At 62.5% G+C, this 20456-nt stretch carries 20 protein-coding genes; 13 read left to right on the top strand and 7 right to left on the bottom strand.

Annotation, left to right across the window (positions count from 1 at the left end; translation table 11 throughout):
- Positions 1–41: 41 nt before the first annotated feature.
- The gene (locus tag ACK4FZ_RS12560; RefSeq protein ID WP_144373244.1) at positions 42–1001 is read right to left on the bottom strand and encodes a histone deacetylase family protein; all 960 of its coding nucleotides are present in this window, start codon (positions 999–1001) and stop codon (positions 42–44) included.
- Between the two features lie 77 nt (positions 1002–1078).
- Here ACK4FZ_RS12560 and ACK4FZ_RS12565 point away from each other — a divergent pair, with 77 nt between their 5' ends.
- From ACK4FZ_RS12565 to ACK4FZ_RS12575, 3 genes are read left to right on the top strand one after another with little or no spacing between them, the layout of a single operon-like run.
- Entirely contained in the window at positions 1079–1987 is a 909-nt protein-coding gene (locus ACK4FZ_RS12565; RefSeq protein WP_409821416.1) for an AAA family ATPase, read from the top strand.
- Positions 1971–2924, top strand: coding sequence for a DUF58 domain-containing protein (locus ACK4FZ_RS12570; protein WP_409821417.1), 954 nt, complete (start codon positions 1971–1973; stop codon positions 2922–2924). The genes ACK4FZ_RS12565 and ACK4FZ_RS12570 overlap by 17 nt, the downstream gene beginning before the upstream one ends.
- Positions 2914–4875, top strand: a complete 1962-nt coding sequence (locus ACK4FZ_RS12575; RefSeq protein ID WP_409821419.1) for a transglutaminaseTgpA domain-containing protein — start codon at positions 2914–2916, stop codon at positions 4873–4875. Before ACK4FZ_RS12570 ends, ACK4FZ_RS12575 begins: the two co-directional genes overlap by 11 nt.
- Positions 4876–4972: 97 nt before the next feature.
- On the opposite strand, the gene rpoS is transcribed toward ACK4FZ_RS12575, so the two are convergent.
- From rpoS to nadA, 5 genes are all read right to left on the bottom strand, one after another.
- Positions 4973–5920, bottom strand: a complete 948-nt coding sequence (gene rpoS, locus ACK4FZ_RS12580) for an RNA polymerase sigma factor RpoS (protein WP_409821421.1) — start codon at positions 5918–5920, stop codon at positions 4973–4975.
- Positions 5921–5961: 41 nt separating this feature from the next.
- Positions 5962–7077: a peptidoglycan DD-metalloendopeptidase family protein gene (locus ACK4FZ_RS12585; RefSeq protein ID WP_409821423.1), complete on the bottom strand. Its 1116-nt coding sequence runs from the start codon at positions 7075–7077 to the stop codon at positions 5962–5964.
- Between the two features lie 83 nt (positions 7078–7160).
- On the bottom strand, positions 7161–7829 hold the full coding sequence (locus ACK4FZ_RS12590) for a protein-L-isoaspartate(D-aspartate) O-methyltransferase (RefSeq protein ID WP_409821425.1): 669 nt from the start codon (positions 7827–7829) through the stop codon (positions 7161–7163).
- A complete protein-coding gene (gene surE / locus ACK4FZ_RS12595; RefSeq protein ID WP_409821427.1) occupies positions 7814–8554 on the bottom strand; it encodes a 5'/3'-nucleotidase SurE in 741 nt (246 codons plus the stop codon). Before surE ends, ACK4FZ_RS12590 begins: the two co-directional genes overlap by 16 nt.
- A gap of 117 nt (positions 8555–8671) precedes the next feature.
- Complete coding sequence (gene nadA, locus ACK4FZ_RS12600) at positions 8672–9586, bottom strand: quinolinate synthase NadA (RefSeq protein WP_144373236.1); 915 nt, start codon at positions 9584–9586, stop codon at positions 8672–8674.
- Between the two features lie 264 nt (positions 9587–9850).
- Between nadA and ACK4FZ_RS12605 the strand changes: the two genes are divergently transcribed.
- The 6 genes from ACK4FZ_RS12605 to xerD all read left to right on the top strand — a co-directional run bounded on the left by ACK4FZ_RS12605 (position 9851) and on the right by xerD (position 15525).
- A complete protein-coding gene (locus tag ACK4FZ_RS12605) occupies positions 9851–12553 on the top strand; it encodes a GNAT family N-acetyltransferase (RefSeq protein WP_409821430.1) in 2703 nt (900 codons plus the stop codon).
- Positions 12554–12628: 75 nt separating this feature from the next.
- Positions 12629–12874 carry a 30S ribosomal protein S16 gene (gene rpsP / locus ACK4FZ_RS12610; protein WP_144373234.1) on the top strand — a complete coding sequence of 82 codons (246 nt, stop codon included), beginning with the start codon at positions 12629–12631 and terminating at the stop codon, positions 12872–12874.
- A gap of 34 nt (positions 12875–12908) precedes the next feature.
- On the top strand, positions 12909–13415 hold the full coding sequence (gene rimM, locus ACK4FZ_RS12615) for a ribosome maturation factor RimM (protein ID WP_144373233.1): 507 nt from the start codon (positions 12909–12911) through the stop codon (positions 13413–13415).
- Positions 13415–14185, top strand: a complete 771-nt coding sequence (gene trmD, locus ACK4FZ_RS12620; RefSeq protein ID WP_144373232.1) for a tRNA (guanosine(37)-N1)-methyltransferase TrmD — start codon at positions 13415–13417, stop codon at positions 14183–14185. Before rimM ends, trmD begins: the two co-directional genes overlap by 1 nt.
- A 1-nt stretch (position 14186) precedes the next feature.
- Complete coding sequence (rplS, locus tag ACK4FZ_RS12625; RefSeq protein WP_144373231.1) at positions 14187–14546, top strand: 50S ribosomal protein L19; 360 nt, start codon at positions 14187–14189, stop codon at positions 14544–14546.
- Positions 14547–14631: 85 nt separating this feature from the next.
- The gene (xerD, locus tag ACK4FZ_RS12630; RefSeq protein WP_409821433.1) at positions 14632–15525 is read left to right on the top strand and encodes a site-specific tyrosine recombinase XerD; all 894 of its coding nucleotides are present in this window, start codon (positions 14632–14634) and stop codon (positions 15523–15525) included.
- Between the two features lie 73 nt (positions 15526–15598).
- Here xerD and ACK4FZ_RS12635 read toward each other — a convergent pair whose 3' ends face one another.
- Positions 15599–17680, bottom strand: coding sequence for an autotransporter domain-containing protein (locus ACK4FZ_RS12635; RefSeq protein WP_409821435.1), 2082 nt, complete (start codon positions 17678–17680; stop codon positions 15599–15601).
- Positions 17681–17825: 145 nt separating this feature from the next.
- On the opposite strand from ACK4FZ_RS12635, the gene flgA reads away from it, so the two are divergent.
- The 4 genes from flgA (at position 17826) to ACK4FZ_RS12655 (ending at position 20387) form a co-directional block, all read left to right on the top strand.
- Positions 17826–18494: a flagellar basal body P-ring formation chaperone FlgA gene (gene flgA / locus ACK4FZ_RS12640; protein ID WP_409821437.1), complete on the top strand. Its 669-nt coding sequence runs from the start codon at positions 17826–17828 to the stop codon at positions 18492–18494.
- 70 nt (positions 18495–18564) lie between these two features.
- Positions 18565–18864, top strand: coding sequence for a flagellar biosynthesis anti-sigma factor FlgM (gene flgM / locus ACK4FZ_RS12645; RefSeq protein WP_409821439.1), 300 nt, complete (start codon positions 18565–18567; stop codon positions 18862–18864).
- A gap of 20 nt (positions 18865–18884) precedes the next feature.
- Positions 18885–19349 carry a flagella synthesis protein FlgN gene (locus tag ACK4FZ_RS12650; RefSeq protein ID WP_409821441.1) on the top strand — a complete coding sequence of 155 codons (465 nt, stop codon included), beginning with the start codon at positions 18885–18887 and terminating at the stop codon, positions 19347–19349.
- Positions 19350–19469: 120 nt separating this feature from the next.
- Positions 19470–20387 carry a CobD/CbiB family protein gene (locus ACK4FZ_RS12655; protein WP_409821443.1) on the top strand — a complete coding sequence of 306 codons (918 nt, stop codon included), beginning with the start codon at positions 19470–19472 and terminating at the stop codon, positions 20385–20387.
- Positions 20388–20456 lie beyond the last annotated feature (69 nt).

The raw sequence follows: 20456 nt of genomic DNA on the forward strand, positions 1-20456 counted from the left end.
TCGCGACAGCGGGGCTTTTGCATGCCGGGCCGGCTGCCGGGCTAGCCGTCGGACAGCACCTTCACGTGGGCGGTGACGCTGCGCGCCAGCGACGATAGGTCGTAGCCGCCCTCCAATACCGACACGATGCGGCCCTCGCAGTGTTCGGCCGCCACCATCATCAGCTGCCGCGTCACCCACTCGTAGTCGGCTTCAACCAGGCCCAGCGAGCCCATGTCGTCCTCGCGGTGGGCATCGAAACCGGCCGAGATGAAAATCATCTGTGGCTGGAACTCGCGCAGCTGCGGCAGCCACAAATACTCTACCGCCTCACGGAACTCGCGGCTGCCACTGCCGGCCTTCATTGGCACGTGGTGCATGTTCGGCCCCATCGGGTTGTCGCCGCTGTAGGGGTAGAACGGGTGCTGGAAGATGGATACCATCAGCACGCGCGGGTCGTCGTGGAAGATTTCTTCGGTGCCGTTGCCGTGGTGTACGTCGAAGTCGATCACGGCCACGCGTTCCAGCCGGTGCTGCGACAGCGCGTGGGCAATGCCGACGGCGATGTTGTTGAAGAAGCAGAAGCCCATCGCCTTGTCGCTTTCGGCGTGGTGGCCGGGCGGGCGGATGGCGCAGAAGGCGTTGGGCGCCTCGCGGCCCATCACCATGTCGACGGCCTTGACCACGGCGCCGGCGGCGCGCTGGGCAGCGGGCAGGGTGCCCGGGTTCATTGCGGTGTCGGGGTCGACGCGGAAGGTACCCACCGACGGCGCGCACGCCTCGATGTACTCCACATAATGGGGGGGATGGACGCGCGCCAGCTGCTGTTCGCTGACCTTTGGGGCTTCCACTTCCTGCAGGCTGTCGAAAATCTGCCCGGCCATCAGCTGGTCGCGGATGGCGATCAGCCGCTCGGGGCACTCGGGATGGCCCACCCCCATATTGTGTTGCAGGCAGTCTCCGTGTGTGATGTAGGCGGTGAGTCCCCCGCCGGTAATATGGGATTTCAACCAGTTAAGCACGAGCGTTTCCTTGTTGCTTTGCCGAGGCAAAAGGGATATATGATTTTTTAATAAATAGTGCGCGTAAGCAGGCCCGAATGCAATCCATCACCTTTGCGTATCGTCAACTTAATGCCTTGATTTTGGGGAAACCGCAGCAAACGCGGCTGGCGTTGGCCTGCCTGCTGGCGGGCGGCCACCTGTTGATCGAGGACGTGCCCGGCGTGGGCAAAACCACCTTGGCGCATAGCCTGGCCGCCGTGCTGGGCCTGGGCTACCGGCGGGTGCAGTTCACCAGCGACCTGCTGCCCGGCGACGTGCTGGGCGGCAGCGTGTTCCTGCCGGCGGAGGGCCGCTTCGAGTTCCGGCCCGGCCCGGTGTTCTCGCAGCTGTTGCTGGCGGATGAAATCAACCGCGCCTCGCCCAAGGTACAGTCCGCGCTGCTGGAGGCGATGGAAGAGCGCCAGGTGTCGGCCGACGGCCATACCCACCCGCTGCCGTCGCCATTCTTCGTCATCGCCACGCAGAACCCGGATGGTCAGCGCGGCACCTTCCCGTTGCCGGAATCACAACTGGACCGCTTCCTGATGCGCATCTCGCTGGGCTACCCGCCAGCCGATGCCGAGCTGAAGCTGTTGCAGGGCGGCGACCGGCGTCAGGCCACCCAGCAGCTAAAAGCCGCGCTGAGCGTGGCCGAGCTGCAGGCCTTGCAGCAAAAAGCGGCCAGCCTGCACGTGTCCCCGGCGCTGGCCGGCTACGTGCTGGCCCTGTTGCAAGCCACCCGCGAGCAGGAGCACTTCGTGCACGGCCTGAGCCCGCGCGCCGGCCTGGCACTGTTGGCCGCCGCGCGCGCCTGGGCCTTGCTGGACGAGCGCGACCACGTGTTGCCGGAAGACATCAAGGCGGTGTTCGTGGCGGTGGCCGCGCACCGGCTGGTGCCGCGGTTGCCGGGCGCCGACAGCGCGGCGCTGCTGCAGCGGATGCTGGCCCATGTTCCGCTGGCGTGAGGCGCTGCAGCGCTGGGTACTGCGCCACACACCGCGCGAAGCCAGCGTCACGCTGGGCCAGCGTCGCATCTACCTGCTGCCTACGCCGCTGGGCGCGATGATGCTGCTGGTGGCGCTGGCGGTGTGGGTGGGCGCGCTCAATTACGCCGTCAGCCTGGCTTACGGGCTGGCGTTCTGGATTGCAGCGTTGATGCTGGTGTCGGTGCTGCTGGCTTATCGCCAGCTGGCCGGCCTGCAACTGCACGCCCTGCCGGCGGCCAACGTGTTTGCCGGCGGCGAGGCGCTGTTCCGCTTGCGCCTGCAGTGGGACGACGGCCAGCCGCGCCACGTGTGCCTGGGCTGGTACGGCCAGCCCGCCACCTTGCAGCGCTGCCGTCAGCCGGCAGTGCTGGATTTGCCACTGCCGGCGCCGCATCGCGGCCAACTGGCGATGCCGGTGCTGCGCGTGTGGTCGGAAGCGCCGCTGGGCTTGGTGCGCGCCTTTACCCAGGTGCGGCTGGATAGCCGGCTGTGGGTGTACCCGCGGCCGCTGGCCGAGGCACGCGTGCCGGCCGCCGCCAGCGACGAGGGCGAGGCCGACGTGGCGTTGGCCCTGCCCGGTGGCGACGACTTTGCCGGCCTGGCAGCCTGGCAGCCGGGCCAGAGCGTGCGCAGCATTGCCTGGCGCGTGTACGCCCGCCGTGGCGTGCTGGCCGCGCGCGAATTTGCCACGCCGCAGGCACCCGGCGGCCAACTGTGCCTGAACTGGGATGACTACCCGGCCACCATGCCGCCGGAACAGCGCTTGTCGCACCTGTGCTGGCAGCTGTTACAAGCGCAGGCGGCGGGGCAGGGCCTGTTGCTGTGCCTGCCGCAGCAAGCGCTGCAGCTGGGGCCGGGGCAGGGCGATGAAGGCCTGATCGCGCTGGCCAGCTTTGGAGTGCGCGATGCTGGCTGACCCGCGCCGTCTGGCCTGTTTTGCCGCCTTGCTGGCGCTGGCGCTGGTGGCCATGCCGCTGTTGCTGCAACTGCCGGCGTGGATACCGATGATCTACATGCTGCTGCTGGCGTGGCGCGGCTGGCTGGTGTGGCACGGGCGGGCGTTGCCGCACAGTGTGTGGCTGATGCTGGCGCTGCTGTTGCCGATTGCCGCGCTGTGGTTCGAGCTGCGCACGCTGGTTGGCCGCGAGGGGGGCGTGGCGTTCCTGTTGCTGCTGGTAGGCGGCAAGGCGCTGGAAACCGCCTCCCTGCGCGACTGGCGTGTACTGCTGGCGCTGGGCTTCTTTCTGGCGGCCACCCCGTTGCTGTTCGACCAGAGCCCGCTGTCGGCGCTATGGCTGGTGCTGTCGCTGTTTGCGCTGACCTGTGCCATGGTGCTGCTGGCCGGCGAAGAAGCACGGCTTAGCCCGCGCATCACCGCCCGCGCCTTGTTGCTGTCCTTCCCCTTGATGGTGGTGCTGTTCGTGGTGATGCCGCGGCTGCCCGGTCCGTTGTGGAGCATGCCCAGCCAGCAGCAGGGCGCCACTACCGGCCTGGCCGACAGCATGAGCCCGGGCGCCATCGGCAAGATGATCCTGTCGCGCGAGCCGGTGTTTACCGCCGAGTTTGCCGGCACCCAGCCGCGCCCCAGCCAGCTGTACTGGCGGGTGATGGTGTTCGACCAGTTTGACGGCAGCAGCTGGCGTGCGGCCAACCTGGCGCGCCAGCGCAGCGTAACGGTGGCTGCCGATGCGCCGCGCCTGCGCTACGAAGTGGTGGCCGAGCCGTATCAGGGCTATCTGCCGCTGCTGGAGCAGGGCGTAGCCAGCGGCGACGGGGTAACGCTGGTGTACCAGCAACGGCTGCGGCGGCTGGATGCGGCCAACCAGGCACGCTTCCGCTACCAGGTAGAGAGTATCGCCAGCCCGCGTTTTGCCGATGCGCTGACCGACAGCGAGCAAGGCTTTTACCTGAGCCTGCCTGCCGGCAACCTGCGGACGGTGGCGGCAGCGCAGGCGCTGGCCGGGCGCCACCCGCAGCCGGCTGCCCGTTTGCAGGCGCTGCAACTGTGGCTGGCGGAGCAGGGCCTGCGTTATACGCTGAACCCGCCGCAATTGCAGGGCGACGTGGTGGATGGCTTCCTGTTTGGTAGCCGGCAGGGTTTCTGTGAGCACTTTGCCTCGGCCTTTACCGTGCTGGCGCGCGCCGCCGGTTTGCCGGCCAGGGTGGTGGTGGGCTTTCAGGGCGGCGAATTCAATGGCCAGGGCCGCTTCTGGCAGATACGGTCGTCGGACGCGCACGCCTGGAGCGAGGTGTGGGTAGACGGCCGCTGGCAGCGGGTGGACGCCACCAGCCTGGTGGCGCCGCAGCGTATCGAGGCCGGCATCGCCAATACCCTGGGCGAAGCAGCGCCGCGCATGCCGCTGGTGGGCGGCAAACCGCCGGGTTGGGCGCAGTGGGTGGGCCAGCAGTGGCAACTGGCCAATTTCAGCTGGCAGCGCTGGGTGGTGGGGTACGATGCCGCCAGCCAGCAAGGCTTGTTCCAGAAACTGGGCTTGGGTGATGTGTCGGCCGCCAGCATCGTCAAGGCGCTGCTGGGCGGCATGCTGCTGGCAGGCGGGCCGTTACTGTGGTGGCTGTTGCGCCGTCGCCAGGCGCCGCAAACCTTGCCGCAGCAGGTGCATGCGCTGTTGCTGCGCCGCTTGCAGGCTGCCGGCATCGCGGCGCAGGCTGCAGATACCGCCAGCGAGCTGCAGGCGCGGGCGGCAGCATTGACGGCGGCGGAGCGTGATCAGCTGGCTGGCTTGCTGCAACGCTGGCAACGGCTGCAGTACGCGCCGCCGGCGGTTGACGACAATGCTTGGCGCACGCTATTGCGCGAAGTGAAGGCGTTCCGCCCGGCCAGGGTTGGCCGCAAAACCGGCCGCTAGGCCCTGCCCATACCGGTGATCGCTTGGGCAGGCTTGGGCGATCTGGCAAAAGAAAACCGGCAGCTATGGCTGCCGGTTTTTTTGGGGTGGTGCAAGATCAGATCAGGTAGTCTTTGGTGACGCCTTTGCGACGCAGGATGCGGCGCAGGTGCTCCAGGCCTTCGATCTGGATCTGGCGTACGCGCTCGCGGGTCAGGCTGAGGGCGGAGGCCAGTTCTTCCAGCGTGCAGACTTCGTGGCCGTTCAGGCCGTAGCGGCGCTCGATCACCATGCGCTGCTTGTCGGTGAGCTGGCCCAGCCAGTCTTGCACGAAGTGCTCGATCTGCGCATTGTGCAGCTGGATGTCCGGTTCTTCGTGCTGCTCGTCGGGGATGGACTCGCCGATCGACAGCATCGGGTCGATATCCAGCGGCGCGTCCAGCGAGGCCATGCGTTCGTTCAGGTTGAGCACTTTGCGCACTTCGTCTACCGGCTTGCCGGTGAGGTGGGCAATGTCTTCCAGAGTCGGCTCGCGCCCCATCTGGCTTTCCAGGTGGCGGGCAGCGCGCAGGTAGACGTTCAGCTCCTTGATGACGTGCACCGGCAGGCGGATGGTACGCGACTGGTTCATGATGGCGCGCTCGATGCTCTGCCGGATCCACCAGGTAGCGTAGGTGGAGAAGCGGAAGCCGCGTTCCGGGTCGAACTTTTCCAGCGCGTGCATCAGGCCGATATTGCCTTCCTCGATCAGGTCCAGCAGCGCCAGGCCGCGGTTGATGTAGTGCTTGGCAATGTTTACGACCAGACGCAGGTTGTGCTCGATCATTTTCTGGCGCGCGCTGAAGTCGCCCTGCACCACGCGGCGCGCCAGTTCTACTTCCTGAGCCGGTGTTAGCAGCGCATTGCTGCCAATATCGTTCAGGTAAATCTGGGTGACATCGGCGATGTCTTCAAAACCCTTGCTGGCCGCGGCTTCTTCGGCATCTTCTGCTTCGGCACGCGGCTCGTCTTCGTTTTCCAGCTCGTCTTCCAGCACTTCTTCCAGCAGATCAAGATCGTCGCTCATGATGTTCCCCCGCTTGTGCGCTCCTGATCAGGTCTGGCCTGTCAGGGTCTGGTTTCCAGATACTTGCTTGGATCTACAGGCTTACCGAGTTGACGGATTTCAAAATGCAGTTTGACTTGGTCAGCATCGGTATTACCCATTTCGGCAATTTTCTGCCCTTTCTTGACAGACTGGCCTTCCTTGACGAGTAACTGACTGTTATGGGCATAGGCCGACAGATAGGTTTTGTCGTGTCGCAGGATGATCAGCTTGCCGTAACCGCGCAAACCGCTACCGCTGTACACCACCTTGCCGTCTGCTGCCGCCACCACGGGTTGCCCCGCCTTGCCGGCAATATCGATGCCCTTGTTCTGTTCCGAGAAACCCCGGATCACGTTACCCTGGGTAGGCCAGGCCCATACCACGTTGCTGCTTGTCGCCGCCTTCGGACTGCTCGCCGTAGCTGCCTGAGCAGGTGCGGCGACAGGTGTGTCGGCTGCAACTTTGGTTTCCGGCTTATCCGGTGTGTTCTTGGCAGGTGGTACGTTGGCAGCTACTTTGCCATTTCCTTCGCTCTGGGCCGGCAGGCTCTTGATGGCCTCTTCCGAGTAGGGCAGCTTCAAGGCTTTCGGATAGCGCTTGCTCGCTGCCTGAGCGTCGGTACCGGATGCCGGTGCCTTCGCTTCAACCGGCATCTGGCCCGCTGCCGGTTTGGTTTCTGCCGGTTTGGCTGCGGTAGCAGCGCCGGCGCTGACGGTTACCGGCGCACCAGTTTGTGGTGCGTCCGGCGGGGTCAGCCGCAAGATTTGGCCAACCTTGATGGTGTAACCGTCTAATCGGTTCCATTCCGCCAGGTCCTGATAGCGCAGGCCGTTGTTGACGGCAACGCGGTACAGGGTTTCACCGGCTTGAACGGTGTGGGTTGTTTTTGCCGCAACCGGCCTGGCTTGCGGTGCGCTACCCAGTGCGATTGCCTGTGTACTGGCCTGGCTGCTGTTAGTGGCGGTACTGCCTGTCACTTTGGCAACAGCCTCGCTGCGCGGTTTCAGCGTCGTGGGGCTGCCCCTGACGATGTCCGCCGGGGTTTCCTGATGCAGCTGGGCGCAGCCTGCCAGCAAAGACAGGGCGACGGTGCTGCTGCCGATGGCGACCAGTTTTTTTAACAGTATGTTCTGCATTGGATGTCGATTTTATATGTCAGCTATCTGCTTGCTGTAAATTGTCAGACAAGAATCTATAGGAAAGGGTGTTGCATTTTTGCTTACTGCTTGCCTGGCAGTAGCGGAACAAACTTGGCAGGTTCCAGCTGTGTCTGGCGCAAGCCGTCTGCAGTTTTCTCGTAAAGCCACAGATGCTGCTCCTTATCGCCTACCGGTAACACCAGCCTGCCGTTATCGGCTAGCTGTGCCAATAAGGCGGGCGGTACCTGACGTGCGGCGGCAGTAATGATGATGCCGTCGAAGGGGGCAACATCCGGCAGGCCGAGGTGGCCGTCGCCGTGTACCAGACGGGCATGCACCAGCTTGGCTTGCCGCAGGTTCTGTCTGGCTTTGTCCAGAATGCCGGCCAGACGTTCAATCGAGAACACCTCGGCGCCGGTTTTCAGCAGCACGGCGGTCTGATAGCCGCAGCCGGTGCCGATCTCGAGGATGCGGCCGGGCTTGTCGCGCCCTTCCAGCAGTTTTTCGGTCATGCGTGCCACGGTAAGCGGCTGCGAAATGGTTTGCCCCTGGCCGATGGGTAGCGACACGTCGTCGTAGGCTCGGGTAGCCAGCGCCTGGTCGATGAATAGGTGGCGCGGCACTTCGTACATGGCGGCCAGCACCCGCTCTTCGCGGATGCCGTTCTGCCGCAGGCGCTCGATCATGCGCATGCGCGTGCGGTCGGAGAACATGCCGAAATTGTTGCCTGCGACTAGGGATTGAGCCATGTCTGTATTACATCCAGTTGATCGCGTGCGGTCAGGTCTATCATCAACGGCGTGATAGACACACGCTGCTGGCGGATGGCGTGAAAATCGGTGCCGTTACCGGCGTCTTGTTCGGGGCCGACCGGGCCGACCCAGAATACGGTATCACCGCGCGGGTTGTTGGCGCGGATCACCGGTTCGGCGTGGTGGCGGCGGCCCAGGCGGGTCACTTCGGTGCCGGCCAGCTGTTCGGCCGGGATGTCGGGCACGTTGACGTTCAGCAGCATGGGCCGGCTGAACGGCTGGGCCTGGAAGCGCCGTACCAGGTTGGCCGCTACTTGGCCTGCGGTATCGAAATGGCGGTTTTTGCCGGCCAGCGACACGGCAATGGCCGGAATGCCCAGCAAAAAGGCTTCGGTCGCCGCGGCGACGGTGCCGGAATACAGCGTGTCGTCGCCCATATTCGGGCCGTGGTTGATGCCGGACACCACGATATCGGGGCGGAAATCCAGAAAGCCGGTGACGGCAACGTGCACGCAGTCGGTGGGGGTGCCATTGACATAGTAAAAGCCGCTGGCGGCCTGCTTCACCGACAAGGGGCGGTCCAGCGTCAGCGAATTGCTGGCGCCGCTGCGGTCGCGTTCCGGCGCGACTACCACGACGTCGCCCAAGGCAGACAAGTGGGCAGCCAGGGTGGCAAGGCCGGGAGCGAAATAACCGTCGTCGTTGCTAAGCAGGATTTTCATGGCAAGGTTCCGTCAAGATCGGATGATTGTAGCCGTGTATCGGGCGGGCGAAAACCGCCGTGCCGGTTGCATAAAGAAAAACAGCCCGCTGGGGGCGGGCTGTGTGGCGCGGGCCGGTTACTTGTAGTAACGCTGGCTGAAGTCCAGCATGCGTTCGATAGGCAAGCGCGCGGCGTCCATCTCGGCCTCGGTCAGGTAATCGATGCGGGTACCTTCGCCTTGCTGCGCCCGTTTTACCGCCTCGATGGTGTTCATCTTCATGTACGGACAGGAGTTGCACTGGCAGCCGGCGTAGATCGGTGCCTGGCGGATGTCCAGGTCCGGGCGTGCCAGGCGCATGTTGTACAGGATGCCGTCTTCGGTGGCCACGAAGATCACGTTGGCCGCATCGCCGCTGTAGGCTTTTACCCAGTTGAGCATGCCGGAGGTGGAGCCGACGTACTCGGCACGCTTCAGCACCGGCAGCGGGCTTTCCGGGTGGGCGATCAGGTGGGCGTTGGGGCTGGCGGTCAGCGCTTCGTCCAGCGCTGCCTCGTTGAACTTGTCGTGTACCTCGCACACGGCCGACCATAATGGCATATCGTAGCCGTATTGATAATTGAGGTAGGCGCCCATATTGCGGTCGGGCGAGAAGATCACCTGCTTACCCTGTTCGTACAGGTGGGCGATGATGTCGTCCACGTTACGGCTGGTGACGATCCAGTCCGACAGCGCCTTGTGCGCGGCGGACGAGTTGATGTACGACACGTGCACGTGGTCGGGGTGGCTTTCGCGCCACTGTTGCAGGGCAGCCACGTCGGTCTGGGTAACCAGCGAGCAGGTGGAGCCGGCGTCCGGCAGGATCACTTCGGCTTGCGGGTTCAGGATCTTGGCGGTTTCTGCCATGAAACGGACACCGGCAAACACGATGATGTCGGCCTTGGACTCGCGGGCAAACAGCGACAGCTCCAGGCTATCGCCGACCTTGTCGGCCATTTGCTGGATTTCCGGCTGGGTGTAGTAGTGGGCGAGGGTTACAACGCGTTTGCTCATGATGTCGGTACTCCCTGGCGGGACGGGCCTTTTCCTGATGTGGGTCATCGTTTGATGCGGCACAACATGGGCGCGCCGCGAAACCGCGAAGATTAGCAATATTGTGCACACTGCGCTACTGCATTGATACGTCTGATGACCGTGTCAAAAGCCCTGCCGGCGTGGCCAGAACAACAGGATAAAAGCGGCGCAAGGTTGGCCGCAGGCCGTTGTCGATAGACGGCGGCTACGGCAACATGCCTTTACTACTTGGACGGACAAACCATGAAACCGCATTACCTCACACCGCTGTTTTCGCCGCGCAACGTTGCCGTGGTGGGTGCCAGTGACACCCCGGGCTCGGTGGGGCAGGCGATTTTTGCCAACCTGCTGGCCGGCAATTTCCAGGGCAAGCTGTACCCGGTCAACCTGCACCACCGTGTGGTGGGCGGCATTCCGGCTTACACCTCGGTCCGGCTGATCGAAGGCCCGGTGGATATGGTGGTGGTGACCACCGCCTTGCGCAGCCTGCCCGCTATCGTGAAGGACTGTGGCAAGAAAGGGGTAAAAGGCATTCTGCTGGCCAAGGACTTCGGCGACAGCGAAGCGCAGGAGCGCGAGGCGCTGAACGAGGCGGTATCGATTGCCAAGCACTACGGCATCCGCATTCTTGGCCCCAATGTGCTGGGCCTGATGCGGCCAGTGGCCGGCTTCAACGCCAGCAATTACACCAGTAAAGTAAAAGCCGGCAACCTGGCGCTGGTGTCGCAATCGTCGGCGCTGTGTACCGCCATGCTGGACTGGGCCGACAGCAAGGGCATCGGCTTTTCCAGCGTGGTGTCGGTGGGCGAGGCGCTGGACGTGGAGTTCGGCGAGATTCTGGATTACCTGGTGGCCGACAACTTCACCCAGGGCATCCTGCTGCACGTGCACCACGTGCACGACGCTCGCCGCTTCATGAGCGCGCTGCGTGCTGCCGCACGTACCAAACCGGTGGTAGTGGTGAAGTCCGGCCGCTACGAAGACGACGTGACCGGCCTGATGCACTCGTCCAACCTGGTGGAAAGCGGCGATGTGTTCGATGCCGCGTTGTCGCGTGCCGGTGTGCTGCGCGTGGCCACCATCGCCCAGCTGTTTACCGCCGCCAAGGTGCTGGCGGCCAACTACCGCGTCACCGGCAAGCGCCTTGCCATCGTGACCAACGGTATCGGCCCCGGCGTGCTGGCCGCCGACAGCGCCTATATGTACGGCGTGGAGCTGGCCAAACTGGCGCCGGCCACGCTGGACCTGCTGAACGAGTCGCTGCCGGCCAACTGGTCGCGTGGCAACCCGGTGGATATCATCGGCGACGCCAGCCCGGTGCGCTTCCGTACCGCCGTCAAAGCCTGTCTGGACGACCCGAACGTGGACGGCGTGCTGGTGATCTTTACCCCGCAGGCGGGTACCGACCACCTGACCACCGCCCAGCTGATGGTGGGGCTGCAGCGCGAAAGCAGCAAGCCGATGTTCCTGTCGTGGCTGGGTGACGCCAAGGTGTCGGAAAGCCGCGAGCTGTTCTCCAAGGCCAAGTGCGCGCATTTCCGTGCGCCGGAATTCGCCATCGAGGTGTTCCGCAACCTGGCGTCCTACCATCATAACCAGCAGATGCTGCTGCAAACGCCCGCCCCGCTGGAAGGCGAACAGGTGGTGCCGGACGTGCTGACGGCCCGCGCGGTGATTGCCACCGCCTTGCTGGAAGGGCGCAGCGTGCTGTCCGAGCGCGAAAGCAAAGACGTGCTGGCGGCGTTCAATATTCCAGTCAACCGCACCGCGCTGGCGCGCGATGTGAACGAGGCGGTGAGGTTGGCCGCCGATATCGGCTACCCGGTGGTGCTGAAGATCGACTCGCCGGACATCATTTACAAATCCGACGTGGGCGGCGTGGAGCTGAACATCGGTAGCGAGCAGTCGCTGCGCGATGCCTACGCCAGCATCATGGCGCGGACGCTGGAGGCGCAGCCCACGGCGCGCATCGACGGCGTGTCGGTACAGGCCATGCGCAAGCGGCGCCACGCGCGCGAGCTGATGGTGGGGGTGACGGCCGACGCCTCGTTCGGGCCGGTCATCACTTTCGGTGCCGGTGGCATCGCCGTGGAAATCATGCAGGACCGGGCGCTGAGCCTGCCGCCGGTCAACCACTACCTGGTGGACCGCATGATCGACAAGACGCGCATCGGCAAGATTCTGGGGCCGTTCAAGAACATGCCGGGGGTGGATCTCGACACCTTGAAGAGCGTGCTGCTGCACGTGTCCGAGCTGGTGTGCGAGTTGCCGGAAGTGCGCGAGATGGACATCAACCCGCTGGTGGCGGACGAATCGGGCGTGATTGCGCTGGACGCGCGCATCATCGTGCAAGCACCCAAGCGCGGCAAACCGTACGGCCACATGGCCATCATGCCGTACCCGATGCACATGGTGCACTGTTCGATGCTGAAGGACGGCACGCCGGTGAACATCCGCCCGGTGCGGCCGGAAGACGCCGACATGACGCAGGCTTTTGTGCGCAACCTGTCGGAAGAAAGCCGCTACAACCGCTATATGTCCAGCATCAAGCAGCTGTCGCAAACCATGCTGGTGCGCTTTACCCAGCTCGATTACGACCGCGAGATGGCGCTGGCGATGACGCGCGAAACCGACGCTGGCGAAGAGCAGCTGGCGGTGGCGCGCTACGTGACCGACCCCGACAACGAGAGTTGCGAATTTGCCCTGGAGGTGGCTGACCACTGGCAGGGCAAGGGTATCGGCGTCATCCTGATGAACGCCTTGTTCGACGCCGCGCGCGAACAGGGCCTGAAAGTGATGGTGGGCGAGGTGCTGGCAGGCAACAAGGGCATGCTTAAACTCATGTCCCGATTGGGCTTTAGCGTACAGGTTCACCCCGAGGACCGGGCGCTGACCATCGTCACCAAAGACCTGCTGCAACAGCCCGATGTGCAAACACCCCAATAAGCACTTGCAGCGTAAGGGAAAAATGCCCTAGAATCGGGGGCTTTTCTACGATTCCGTATATAAGGACAATCGACAATGGTAGTAATTCGTCTCGCACGTGGCGGCTCCAAGAACCGTCCGTTCTACAACATCGTTGTTACTGACTCCCGCAACCGTCGCGATGGCCGCTTCATCGAGCGTCTGGGTTTCTACAACGCCGTAGCCAACGACAAGCAAGAGCGCGTTCGTCTGGCCATGGACCGCGTAAACTACTGGATCGGCGTTGGCGCCCAGGTGACCGACTCCGTAGCCAAACTGCTGAAAGAGCAGAAAGCTGCCTGATCTTTGATCAGACTACAGTACGGAAGCAAGGCGCATGCGTGACGCTGATCTTGTAGTAATGGGGTTTGTCCGCGGCGCCTTTGGTGTTCGTGGCTGGGTGAAAGTCCAGGCGGATACCCAATACGCCGATAGCCTGTTCGACTACCCGACGTGGTGGCTGGGCAGAAACGGCGACTGGAAGCCCTATACCTTTGCGGATGGCTCTGCCCAGCCCAAAGGTTTGGTCGTCAAGTTCGAAGGAATCGACGACCGCGAAATCGCTGCGGCGATGCGTGGCATGCAGATTGCCATTCCGCGCGACCAGCTGCCGGCAGCAGCAGATGATGAGTATTACTGGATTGATCTGATCGGCCTTGACGTGGTGAACAAGGAAGACATCGTGCTGGGCAAGGTAAGCCAGCTGATGGAAACCGGTGCCAACGACGTCCTGGTTGTCCGTGGTGAAACGGATGAGCGGCTGATACCTTTTGTGTCCGATTACATTGTCGATGTGGATCTGGCCGCAAAACGGATTACCGTGGACTGGGGCCTCGATTATTAATGCAGCTTGATGCCATTTCGCTGTTTCCCGAAATGTTCGATGCCGTGACCCGCTTCGGCGTTAGCCGGCGGGCCATCGAGCAATCGATCTGGCAGTTTGCCGCGTGGAATCCGCGCGACTTTACCAGCGACAATTACCGCACCATCGACGATCGCCCCTACGGTGGCGGCCCCGGCATGGTGATGTTGATCGAACCGCTGGAAAAAGCCATTGCGGCGGCGCGCGCGCGCCAGGCTGCGGCAGGGGTGGCACAGTCTCATGTGATCTACCTGTCGCCGCAAGGTCGTGCGCTGACACACGCCAAGGCTGCCGAGCTGGCAGCCCGTCCCGGCCTCATCCTGTTGTGCGGCCGGTACGAAGGGGTGGACGAGCGCCTGATCGCCAGCGAAGTCGACGAAGAAATATCGGTGGGTGATTACGTGTTGTCCGGCGGCGAACTGCCCGCCATGGTGCTGATGGACGCCGTTGTGCGTCTGTTGCCCGGCGCGCTGAACGACGCCCAGTCTGCGTACGAAGATTCCTTCGTCAACGGGCTGCTGGACTGCCCGCATTACACCCGCCCGGAAGAATATCGTGGCATGCGGGTGCCGGATGTGTTGATGTCCGGTAACCACGCCATGATTGCCAAGTGGCGCCTCAAGCAGTCGCTGGGCCGTACGCAAGAGCGTCGTCCCGAGCTGCTGGCAGGGCGCACATTAACGAAACAGGAATCTCGGCTGCTGGCAGAGTACCAGCAGGAACAAGATATCCTCAAAAACAAGGAGCAGTAACATGGATCTGATCCAACAACTGGAACAGGAAGAAATCGCCCGTCTGGGTAAAACCATTCCCGAATTCGCACCGGGCGACACCGTTGTCGTTCAGGTTAAGGTAAAGGAAGGTAACCGCGAGCGTCTGCAGGCTTACGAAGGCGTTGTTATCGCCATCCGTAACCGCGGTCTGAACAGCTCCTTCATCGTACGTAAACTGTCTTCCGGTGAAGGCGTTGAGCGTACCTTCCAGACCTACTCCCCGCTGCTGGCTTCCATCGAAGTGAAGCGTCGCGGTGACGTACGTCGCGCCAAGCTGTACTACCTGCGTGGTCGTACCGGCAAGTCCGCACGTATCAAGGAAAAACTGGTTCGCAAGTAATCCCTTCGGGAGCAACTTGTCGTACCCTGAAAGCGTCAGCTGCGGCTGGCGCTTTTTTTTATGGTTTCAAGGTTGGCCGCATTCCATGCAACAGGCAGCAAAATCGCTTTATCTGGACGCTTTTCTCGACACCCTGTGGTTGGCCGACAACCTGTCGGCTAACACCCTGGCCGCGTATCGCCGTGACCTGCTGCGGCTGGAAGCGGCGCTGGCGCCGTACGGCCATACGCTGGATAGTGCCGACACGCCGGCGTTGGAGCAGGTGATGCTGGGCCTGATCGACACCGACAAGCCGGCCACCCGTGCCCGCCGGCTGTCTGCTGCGCGGCGCTATTACCACTACCTGTGCCAGCAGAAACTGCGCGACGACGATCCGTCGGCGCGCTTGCAGGCGCCGCGTCTGGGCCTGCGCCTGCCGGGGGCATTATCCGAAAGCCACGTGGATGCGCTGCTGGCGGCGCCGGATACCGACACGCCGCTGGGATTGCGCGATCGGGCCATGATCGAAACCCTGTACGCCACCGGCCTGCGGGTCAGCGAGCTGGTTGGCCTGACTCTGGGCCAGTTGTATCTGGGCGAAGGCTATGTGCGCATCATCGGCAAGGGCAACAAGGAGCGGCTGGTGCCACTGGGCGAAGTGGCCGAACACTGGCTGCGCCGCTATCTGGCGGAAAGCCGGCCGCTGATCATGGGCGCAGCGCGCAGCGAGGACCTGTTTGTCAGCAACCGCAAGCAGGCGATGACACGACAAATGGCCTGGCACCTGATTACCCGCTATGGCAAACAGATGGGGATTCCACCGCTTAGCCCGCACACGCTGCGCCACGCCTTTGCCACCCACTTGGTCAACCATGGTGCCGACTTGCGCGTGGTGCAGCTGCTGCTGGGTCATGCCAGCCTGTCTACCACGCAGATTTACACCCACGTGGCGCGCGAGCGCCTGAAAGCCCTGCACGCTGCCCACCATCCGCGTGGCTAGGCGTGGCCTTCACAGTTGGCCGCAGCATAAAAAAAGCCCGCCGAGGAAGCGGGCTGTCAGAGGGAGCCAGTGCTTAAAACGTACTCGCCAGACCCAGGTTGTAGCGTGTGCCATTACCGCCTTGGCGGCCACTGGTGCCGGTAACCTGGACAAACGCATTCAGCCCTTTGCCCAGCGTGGCGGTGGCGCCCGCCTGCCATTCGGTCCAGTGGCTGTCGGGTTTGCTGCCGGTTACGCTGAATTCGCCAACCGTGCCGTATACCCCGCTGCGCAGTACGCGGGCATCGTCTTTCTGTTCCTGTTTCATACTGATGCTGAGGTAAGGGCTGACCGTGCCCAGCGATGCCTGGGCTTCCCAGCCGGCGTGGAGCACGGTGGAGTCCAGCTTCTGGGTGCCGAAATGCATGCTGGTACTTTGCTTGTTACTTTCGGTGAAGGAACCGATCTCGCCGTTCTGGATGTTGACGCCCAGCATCGGGCCGGTACGCAACTGCCCTAGTTGCAGACGGTAGCCGGCGTTCAGGCGCACCGCGTGGTGAACCGCACGGGCGTTGCCGCTTTCCACCCGCTTGACACTGCCCAGGTCCACATTGCGGCTGGTATCGATCCGGGCGGTGCCCAGCGTGGCATCGCCATCCAGCCAGAAGCTGCCTAGCCGGTAGTTGCCGCTGAACGTCACCAGCTGATGGCGGCTGTCGTAGCTGCCGGCGCTGCCGACACCGGTATCAAGCTTGCCCTGGGTGAACGCCAGCCCAAGGCTTAGGCTTGGGGTCGCCTGGTAGTCGATGCCCACGGTCAGCAGTTCGCCCTTGCTGCTTTCACCGCTGCGGCCAACGTCTTGCTTGCCACCGCCAAGGCTGCTGTATGCACCGACGCTGTCTTCTGCGCGAGCTTCATGATCCAGCGCGCGGGCACGGGCATCAAGCGTATTGCCGACGCGTGCTTGTGCAGCGGCCGGCACCTGGCGTAGCGCCTTGGCAAAATAGGGCGCTTGCAGCAGGTTGGCAAAATAGTTCCCCAGCAAGGCGTGGGTGGTCGGGGTAGGATGGCGGTCGTCGGCAAACAGGTAACTCAGCGTACCGCTGACGTTGGCGCTGGTGCAGACCAGCGACGACGTGGTGCCGCACGCCGGGCCGGTAACGTTATCGATACCGTAGGCGGCCGGATTGGCCAGCACTTCGGCAAACAGCAGGTTGACGTTGGCGCGCACTACGTTGGCACCGGTAGCGGCAATGGCGCCGTCTGCCGTGGTGTTATACAGCGTGGACAGGTTGTTCAGCCCGGTTTTGCTGGTGTTGTAACCGTTGGTGACCTGAGTGAGCGTGGTATCGAATAGCGTACCACTGGTAGCTCCACCGCTCAGTGCAGTCGCCAGTGCGGCCAGAGCCTTGTTCACCAGCGCATCCTGCGACGCACTGGTGGGCGTGGCTTCACTGCGCAACACGCCAGCAACGATGCCTTTCAGCGTATTGCGGGTGGTTTCATTAGTGGTGGCGTTGTCGATAACGGCATACAGCGCAGCCGGTGTGTTGCCGAATGCCGGCAGGTTGGGTGCGATGATCAGCGTGGCGCCGGCGTTCTTCAGCGTGGCAATCTGGGTGGCCAGGCTACCGGCTGCGGCAGAGGCGACGTTGGATGCGTTGCTGCTACCTGCTCCTGCGGCAGTGGGAATGTCGTTGCCGCCGCTCCAGACAAAGTACAGTGCATTGGGGTCTGCTTGGCCGCCGTGTGCTGCCAGATAATCTTGTACCTGCTGTGGCAGATCGCGGATATCCAGCCCGCCCGGGCCGGCACCTTGGGTGTTGCTACTATTGGGCAGGGTGGCGCCGGTCGCATAAGTGACCGATTGTGCGCCACCCTGCGCAAAGTTGTTGCCTGCCGTGCCTAGCGCACTGGCGGCATTGCTGGGCGTGACGGTCAGGCCCAGTTTGCCGGCCAGCACATTGGCGTGGTTGGCTGCATTATCCGTTGTCCAGCGGGCGTCCGATGGCAGGATGACAAAACCGCCGGAACCATTGGGGATGGCTTGGCCACCAAAGGCACCGGTGTCGGTCAGGCTGTCACCAAAGAAATAGATATTGCTGAAGCCCCCTGCCGCGTGTGCGGCAGGGGCAAGCAGGGCGGCCATAACGGCCAGGCGCAGGGTTGAGCGCATGATGGGTTGTCTCCTCGTGTTGGCTGCGGTGTGCCGCTTGTTGTGTATTTAGAGCATAAGCTCGTTTATAGAGACTGTTTCAAACAATTGTCCAAATTGTTGCCGTCGCCAGCCGGTTTGTTGTTATGGCGTTACAATTCAGATCATGAACAAAATCTTTTTCGGCCTGCTTGGCCTGCTGCTGACGTTAAACGCGGCAGCGGTCGACAAATGGCCGCCTGAGCGCGTTGCCCAGGCATTCTTGCAAGCGCAGCGCGGTGTGGATGGTTACGAGTACCGCTTGCAGTCGGCGCGGCAAAAAGTACAGATGCCGGCTTGCCAGCAAGCATTGCAAGCCGCGTGGCCAGCTGGCAGTACTGCGCCACGCAATGCGGTTGAAGTAGCGTGTCCCGCTTTGGGCTGGAGCTTGCGTCTACCGGTGCAGGCCACTGCTTTACCTGTAGCAGTCATAGCGACGCGCTTGCTGCGGCGCGGTGAAGTATTGACAGCTGCTGACGTGCGCCTGGCGCCTGTTGCACAGAATCGGCAATCGCAAGGCCTGCGTGACTTGCAAGACGTGTTGGGTAAAATGATCGATGCCACAGTGCCGGCAGGTGCCATGCTGCAAGGAGCGCAACTTCGAGCGCCGTATGTTGTCAAAATGAATCAGCCTGTTCGGCTGTTGGCTAGGGGAGAGGGGTTCGCAGTCGGCAGCGATGCTACTGCGCTGGGCAATGCTGGCGTGGGTGAGCGTGTCAATGTGCGCGTAGCCAGCGGTAAGGTCGTATCAGCCGTTGTCGAGGCTGATGGTTCGGTTTCTGTGAATGTGCCCTAAAAAAAGCGTCAAGTTTCGGATTTTTCGGGCGATAATAGAAATAACCGATTGAGAGTAGTGCAGGTGAATCATGAAAATCGACAACACAGGCAAGGTCGTTACAGGCTATTCCGTACCTAGCCGTACCAACGCCAAAGAAAGCGATGCGAGTGCCCAGGCTGCTTCTCGTGCCACAGGCGAAAGCGTTGCGATCAACCCGTTTGCCAGCCGTTTGCAAGGCATGGAGCAAGCTGCTGCAGCTTCTCCCGCTTTTGATGCCGACAAGGTCGCCGCAATCAAGTCGGCGATTGCCTCTGGCGAATTCAAGATCAATCCCGGTGCGATTGCTGACAGCCTGATTGCGTCTGCCAAGGAGCTGTTGGCTCGCTGAGCTGGTAACGGACCGTCGCAATGGATGTTGCAGTATTTCTGGCCGCGTGCCAGTCGGAAATGGCCTTGCTGGATAGCTTGCAGCACACGCTGCAACAGGAACAGCAGGCTATTTTGCGTTTGGATGCCTTGCTGATTGACGAGCTTGCAGATATCAAGCTGCAGCAATTGCAGCAGCTTTCGGCAGTGCGGGCACAGCGCCTGGGTTTGCAGCAGGCGGCGGGTATTGACCAGACTGATAGCTGGTTGCCGTGGCTACAGCAAGCCACACCGGAAGTGCAACAGCGATGGCAGGCGCTGGAAGTAGCCATGATGCGGCTCAAGGCGCTCAATGACATCAACGCAGCCTTAGCGGATGAGCGCATGCAATTTGCCTCTGCTGTTATTGAAAAGCTGCGCAACTCGATGCAGGGAGTGGATGGTTATGGCCGCCACGGTACGCTGTCTAGTGCGCTTACCGGCTCTCGCCGCCTGGGTTCTGCCTGACTCTTCTGATTGATCGACTTCTTCAAGGCAGGCTGCCAGCCTTGCCGGCCCGCCACCGCCGTAAGGCGCTTTTGTGGTATCTTCTTTGGTGGGCAATCACCTTTTCCACTCTGCCGATCCATGACCCTGATTTCACTTATTGCTGCGCTGATGCTGGAGCAGTTCCGTCCGCTGGGTAACCGCAACCGCGTACTGCTGGTGTTCATCCGCTATGCCAATCATCTGGAGCGCACGCTGAACGCCGGTTATAACCGGCACGGTGTACTGGCTTGGCTGTGTGCAATGGTGCCGGTGTTGCTGATTGCTGGCTTGGGTTATTACGTGTTGTACGCCATCAATCCGGTACTGGGGCTGGCATGGAACGTGTTGGTACTCTACCTCACCATGGGTTTTCGTCATTTTTCCAGTTACTTCTCGGAAGTATCGCTGGCGTTGAATGATGGCCAGGAGCTGGAGGCCAAGCAGGCGCTAGCCAGCTGGACCGGCCAGCCCACCGCCGAATTGTCGGTCGGCGAGGTATCCCGCCTGGCCATCGAGCAAGGTGTGGTGGACAGCTACCGTCATGTGTTTGGCACCATGTTCTGGTTCGTGGTGCTGCCTGGCCCCAGTGGCGCCGTGCTTTACCGCTTTACCCAGTTGCTGGCGCAGAAATGGGGCAACCGCAGTGCCGACGATCTGTTTGGTCGCTTTGCAGGGCGTGCCGGCGAATGGCTGGACTGGTTGCCGGTGCGGTTGACTGCGGCCAGCTTTGCCGTGATGGGCGACTTTGAGGATGCGGTGTACTGCTGGCGCTCCCAGGCGCGTACCTGGGGTAACTACGCTACCGGTATCCTGCTGGCGTCTGCCGCCGGCGCCTTGGGCGTCAAGCTGGGCGACCCGCTGCGTCAGAATTACACCCTTAATTTCCGCCCGGAGCTGGGGGTTGGCGATGACGCCGACCCGGCCTATCTGAAGAGTGCGGTTGGTCTGGTATGGCGAACCGTGCTGCTGTGGCTATTCGTGATCCTGCTGACCAGTGTGGTCAGCCTGTTCGGCTAGCGCCGGGCCTGCAGGCGCCGCCAGGCATTGGCGGCGCTTCGCTTTTTTTAACGTTTGCATAACGGTGTT

It is taken from the genome of Vogesella sp. (genome assembly GCF_046297735.1).
GTDB classification, from domain to species: Bacteria; Pseudomonadota; Gammaproteobacteria; order Burkholderiales; family Chromobacteriaceae; genus Vogesella; species Vogesella urethralis.

Bases quoted from the DNA above. Each gene is read 5' to 3' on its own strand.
- ACK4FZ_RS12565 (WP_409821416.1), top strand. From the start codon at position 1,079: ATGCAATCCATCACCTTTGCGTATCGTCAACTTAATGCCTTGATTTTG.
- ACK4FZ_RS12570 (WP_409821417.1), top strand. From the start codon at position 1,971: ATGTTCCGCTGGCGTGAGGCGCTGCAGCGCTGGGTACTGCGCCACACA.
- ACK4FZ_RS12575 (WP_409821419.1), top strand. From the start codon at position 2,914: ATGCTGGCTGACCCGCGCCGTCTGGCCTGTTTTGCCGCCTTGCTGGCG.
- rpoS (WP_409821421.1), bottom strand. From the start codon at position 5,920: ATGAGCGACGATCTTGATCTGCTGGAAGAAGTGCTGGAAGACGAGCTG.
- ACK4FZ_RS12585 (WP_409821423.1), bottom strand. From the start codon at position 7,077: ATGCAGAACATACTGTTAAAAAAACTGGTCGCCATCGGCAGCAGCACC.
- ACK4FZ_RS12590 (WP_409821425.1), bottom strand. From the start codon at position 7,829: ATGGCTCAATCCCTAGTCGCAGGCAACAATTTCGGCATGTTCTCCGAC.
- surE (WP_409821427.1), bottom strand. From the start codon at position 8,554: ATGAAAATCCTGCTTAGCAACGACGACGGTTATTTCGCTCCCGGCCTT.
- nadA (WP_144373236.1), bottom strand. From the start codon at position 9,586: ATGAGCAAACGCGTTGTAACCCTCGCCCACTACTACACCCAGCCGGAA.
- ACK4FZ_RS12605 (WP_409821430.1), top strand. From the start codon at position 9,851: ATGAAACCGCATTACCTCACACCGCTGTTTTCGCCGCGCAACGTTGCC.
- rpsP (WP_144373234.1), top strand. From the start codon at position 12,629: ATGGTAGTAATTCGTCTCGCACGTGGCGGCTCCAAGAACCGTCCGTTC.
- rimM (WP_144373233.1), top strand. From the start codon at position 12,909: ATGCGTGACGCTGATCTTGTAGTAATGGGGTTTGTCCGCGGCGCCTTT.
- trmD (WP_144373232.1), top strand. From the start codon at position 13,415: ATGCAGCTTGATGCCATTTCGCTGTTTCCCGAAATGTTCGATGCCGTG.
- rplS (WP_144373231.1), top strand. From the start codon at position 14,187: ATGGATCTGATCCAACAACTGGAACAGGAAGAAATCGCCCGTCTGGGT.
- xerD (WP_409821433.1), top strand. From the start codon at position 14,632: ATGCAACAGGCAGCAAAATCGCTTTATCTGGACGCTTTTCTCGACACC.
- ACK4FZ_RS12635 (WP_409821435.1), bottom strand. From the start codon at position 17,680: ATGCGCTCAACCCTGCGCCTGGCCGTTATGGCCGCCCTGCTTGCCCCT.
- flgA (WP_409821437.1), top strand. From the start codon at position 17,826: ATGAACAAAATCTTTTTCGGCCTGCTTGGCCTGCTGCTGACGTTAAAC.
- flgM (WP_409821439.1), top strand. From the start codon at position 18,565: ATGAAAATCGACAACACAGGCAAGGTCGTTACAGGCTATTCCGTACCT.
- ACK4FZ_RS12650 (WP_409821441.1), top strand. From the start codon at position 18,885: ATGGATGTTGCAGTATTTCTGGCCGCGTGCCAGTCGGAAATGGCCTTG.
- ACK4FZ_RS12655 (WP_409821443.1), top strand. From the start codon at position 19,470: ATGACCCTGATTTCACTTATTGCTGCGCTGATGCTGGAGCAGTTCCGT.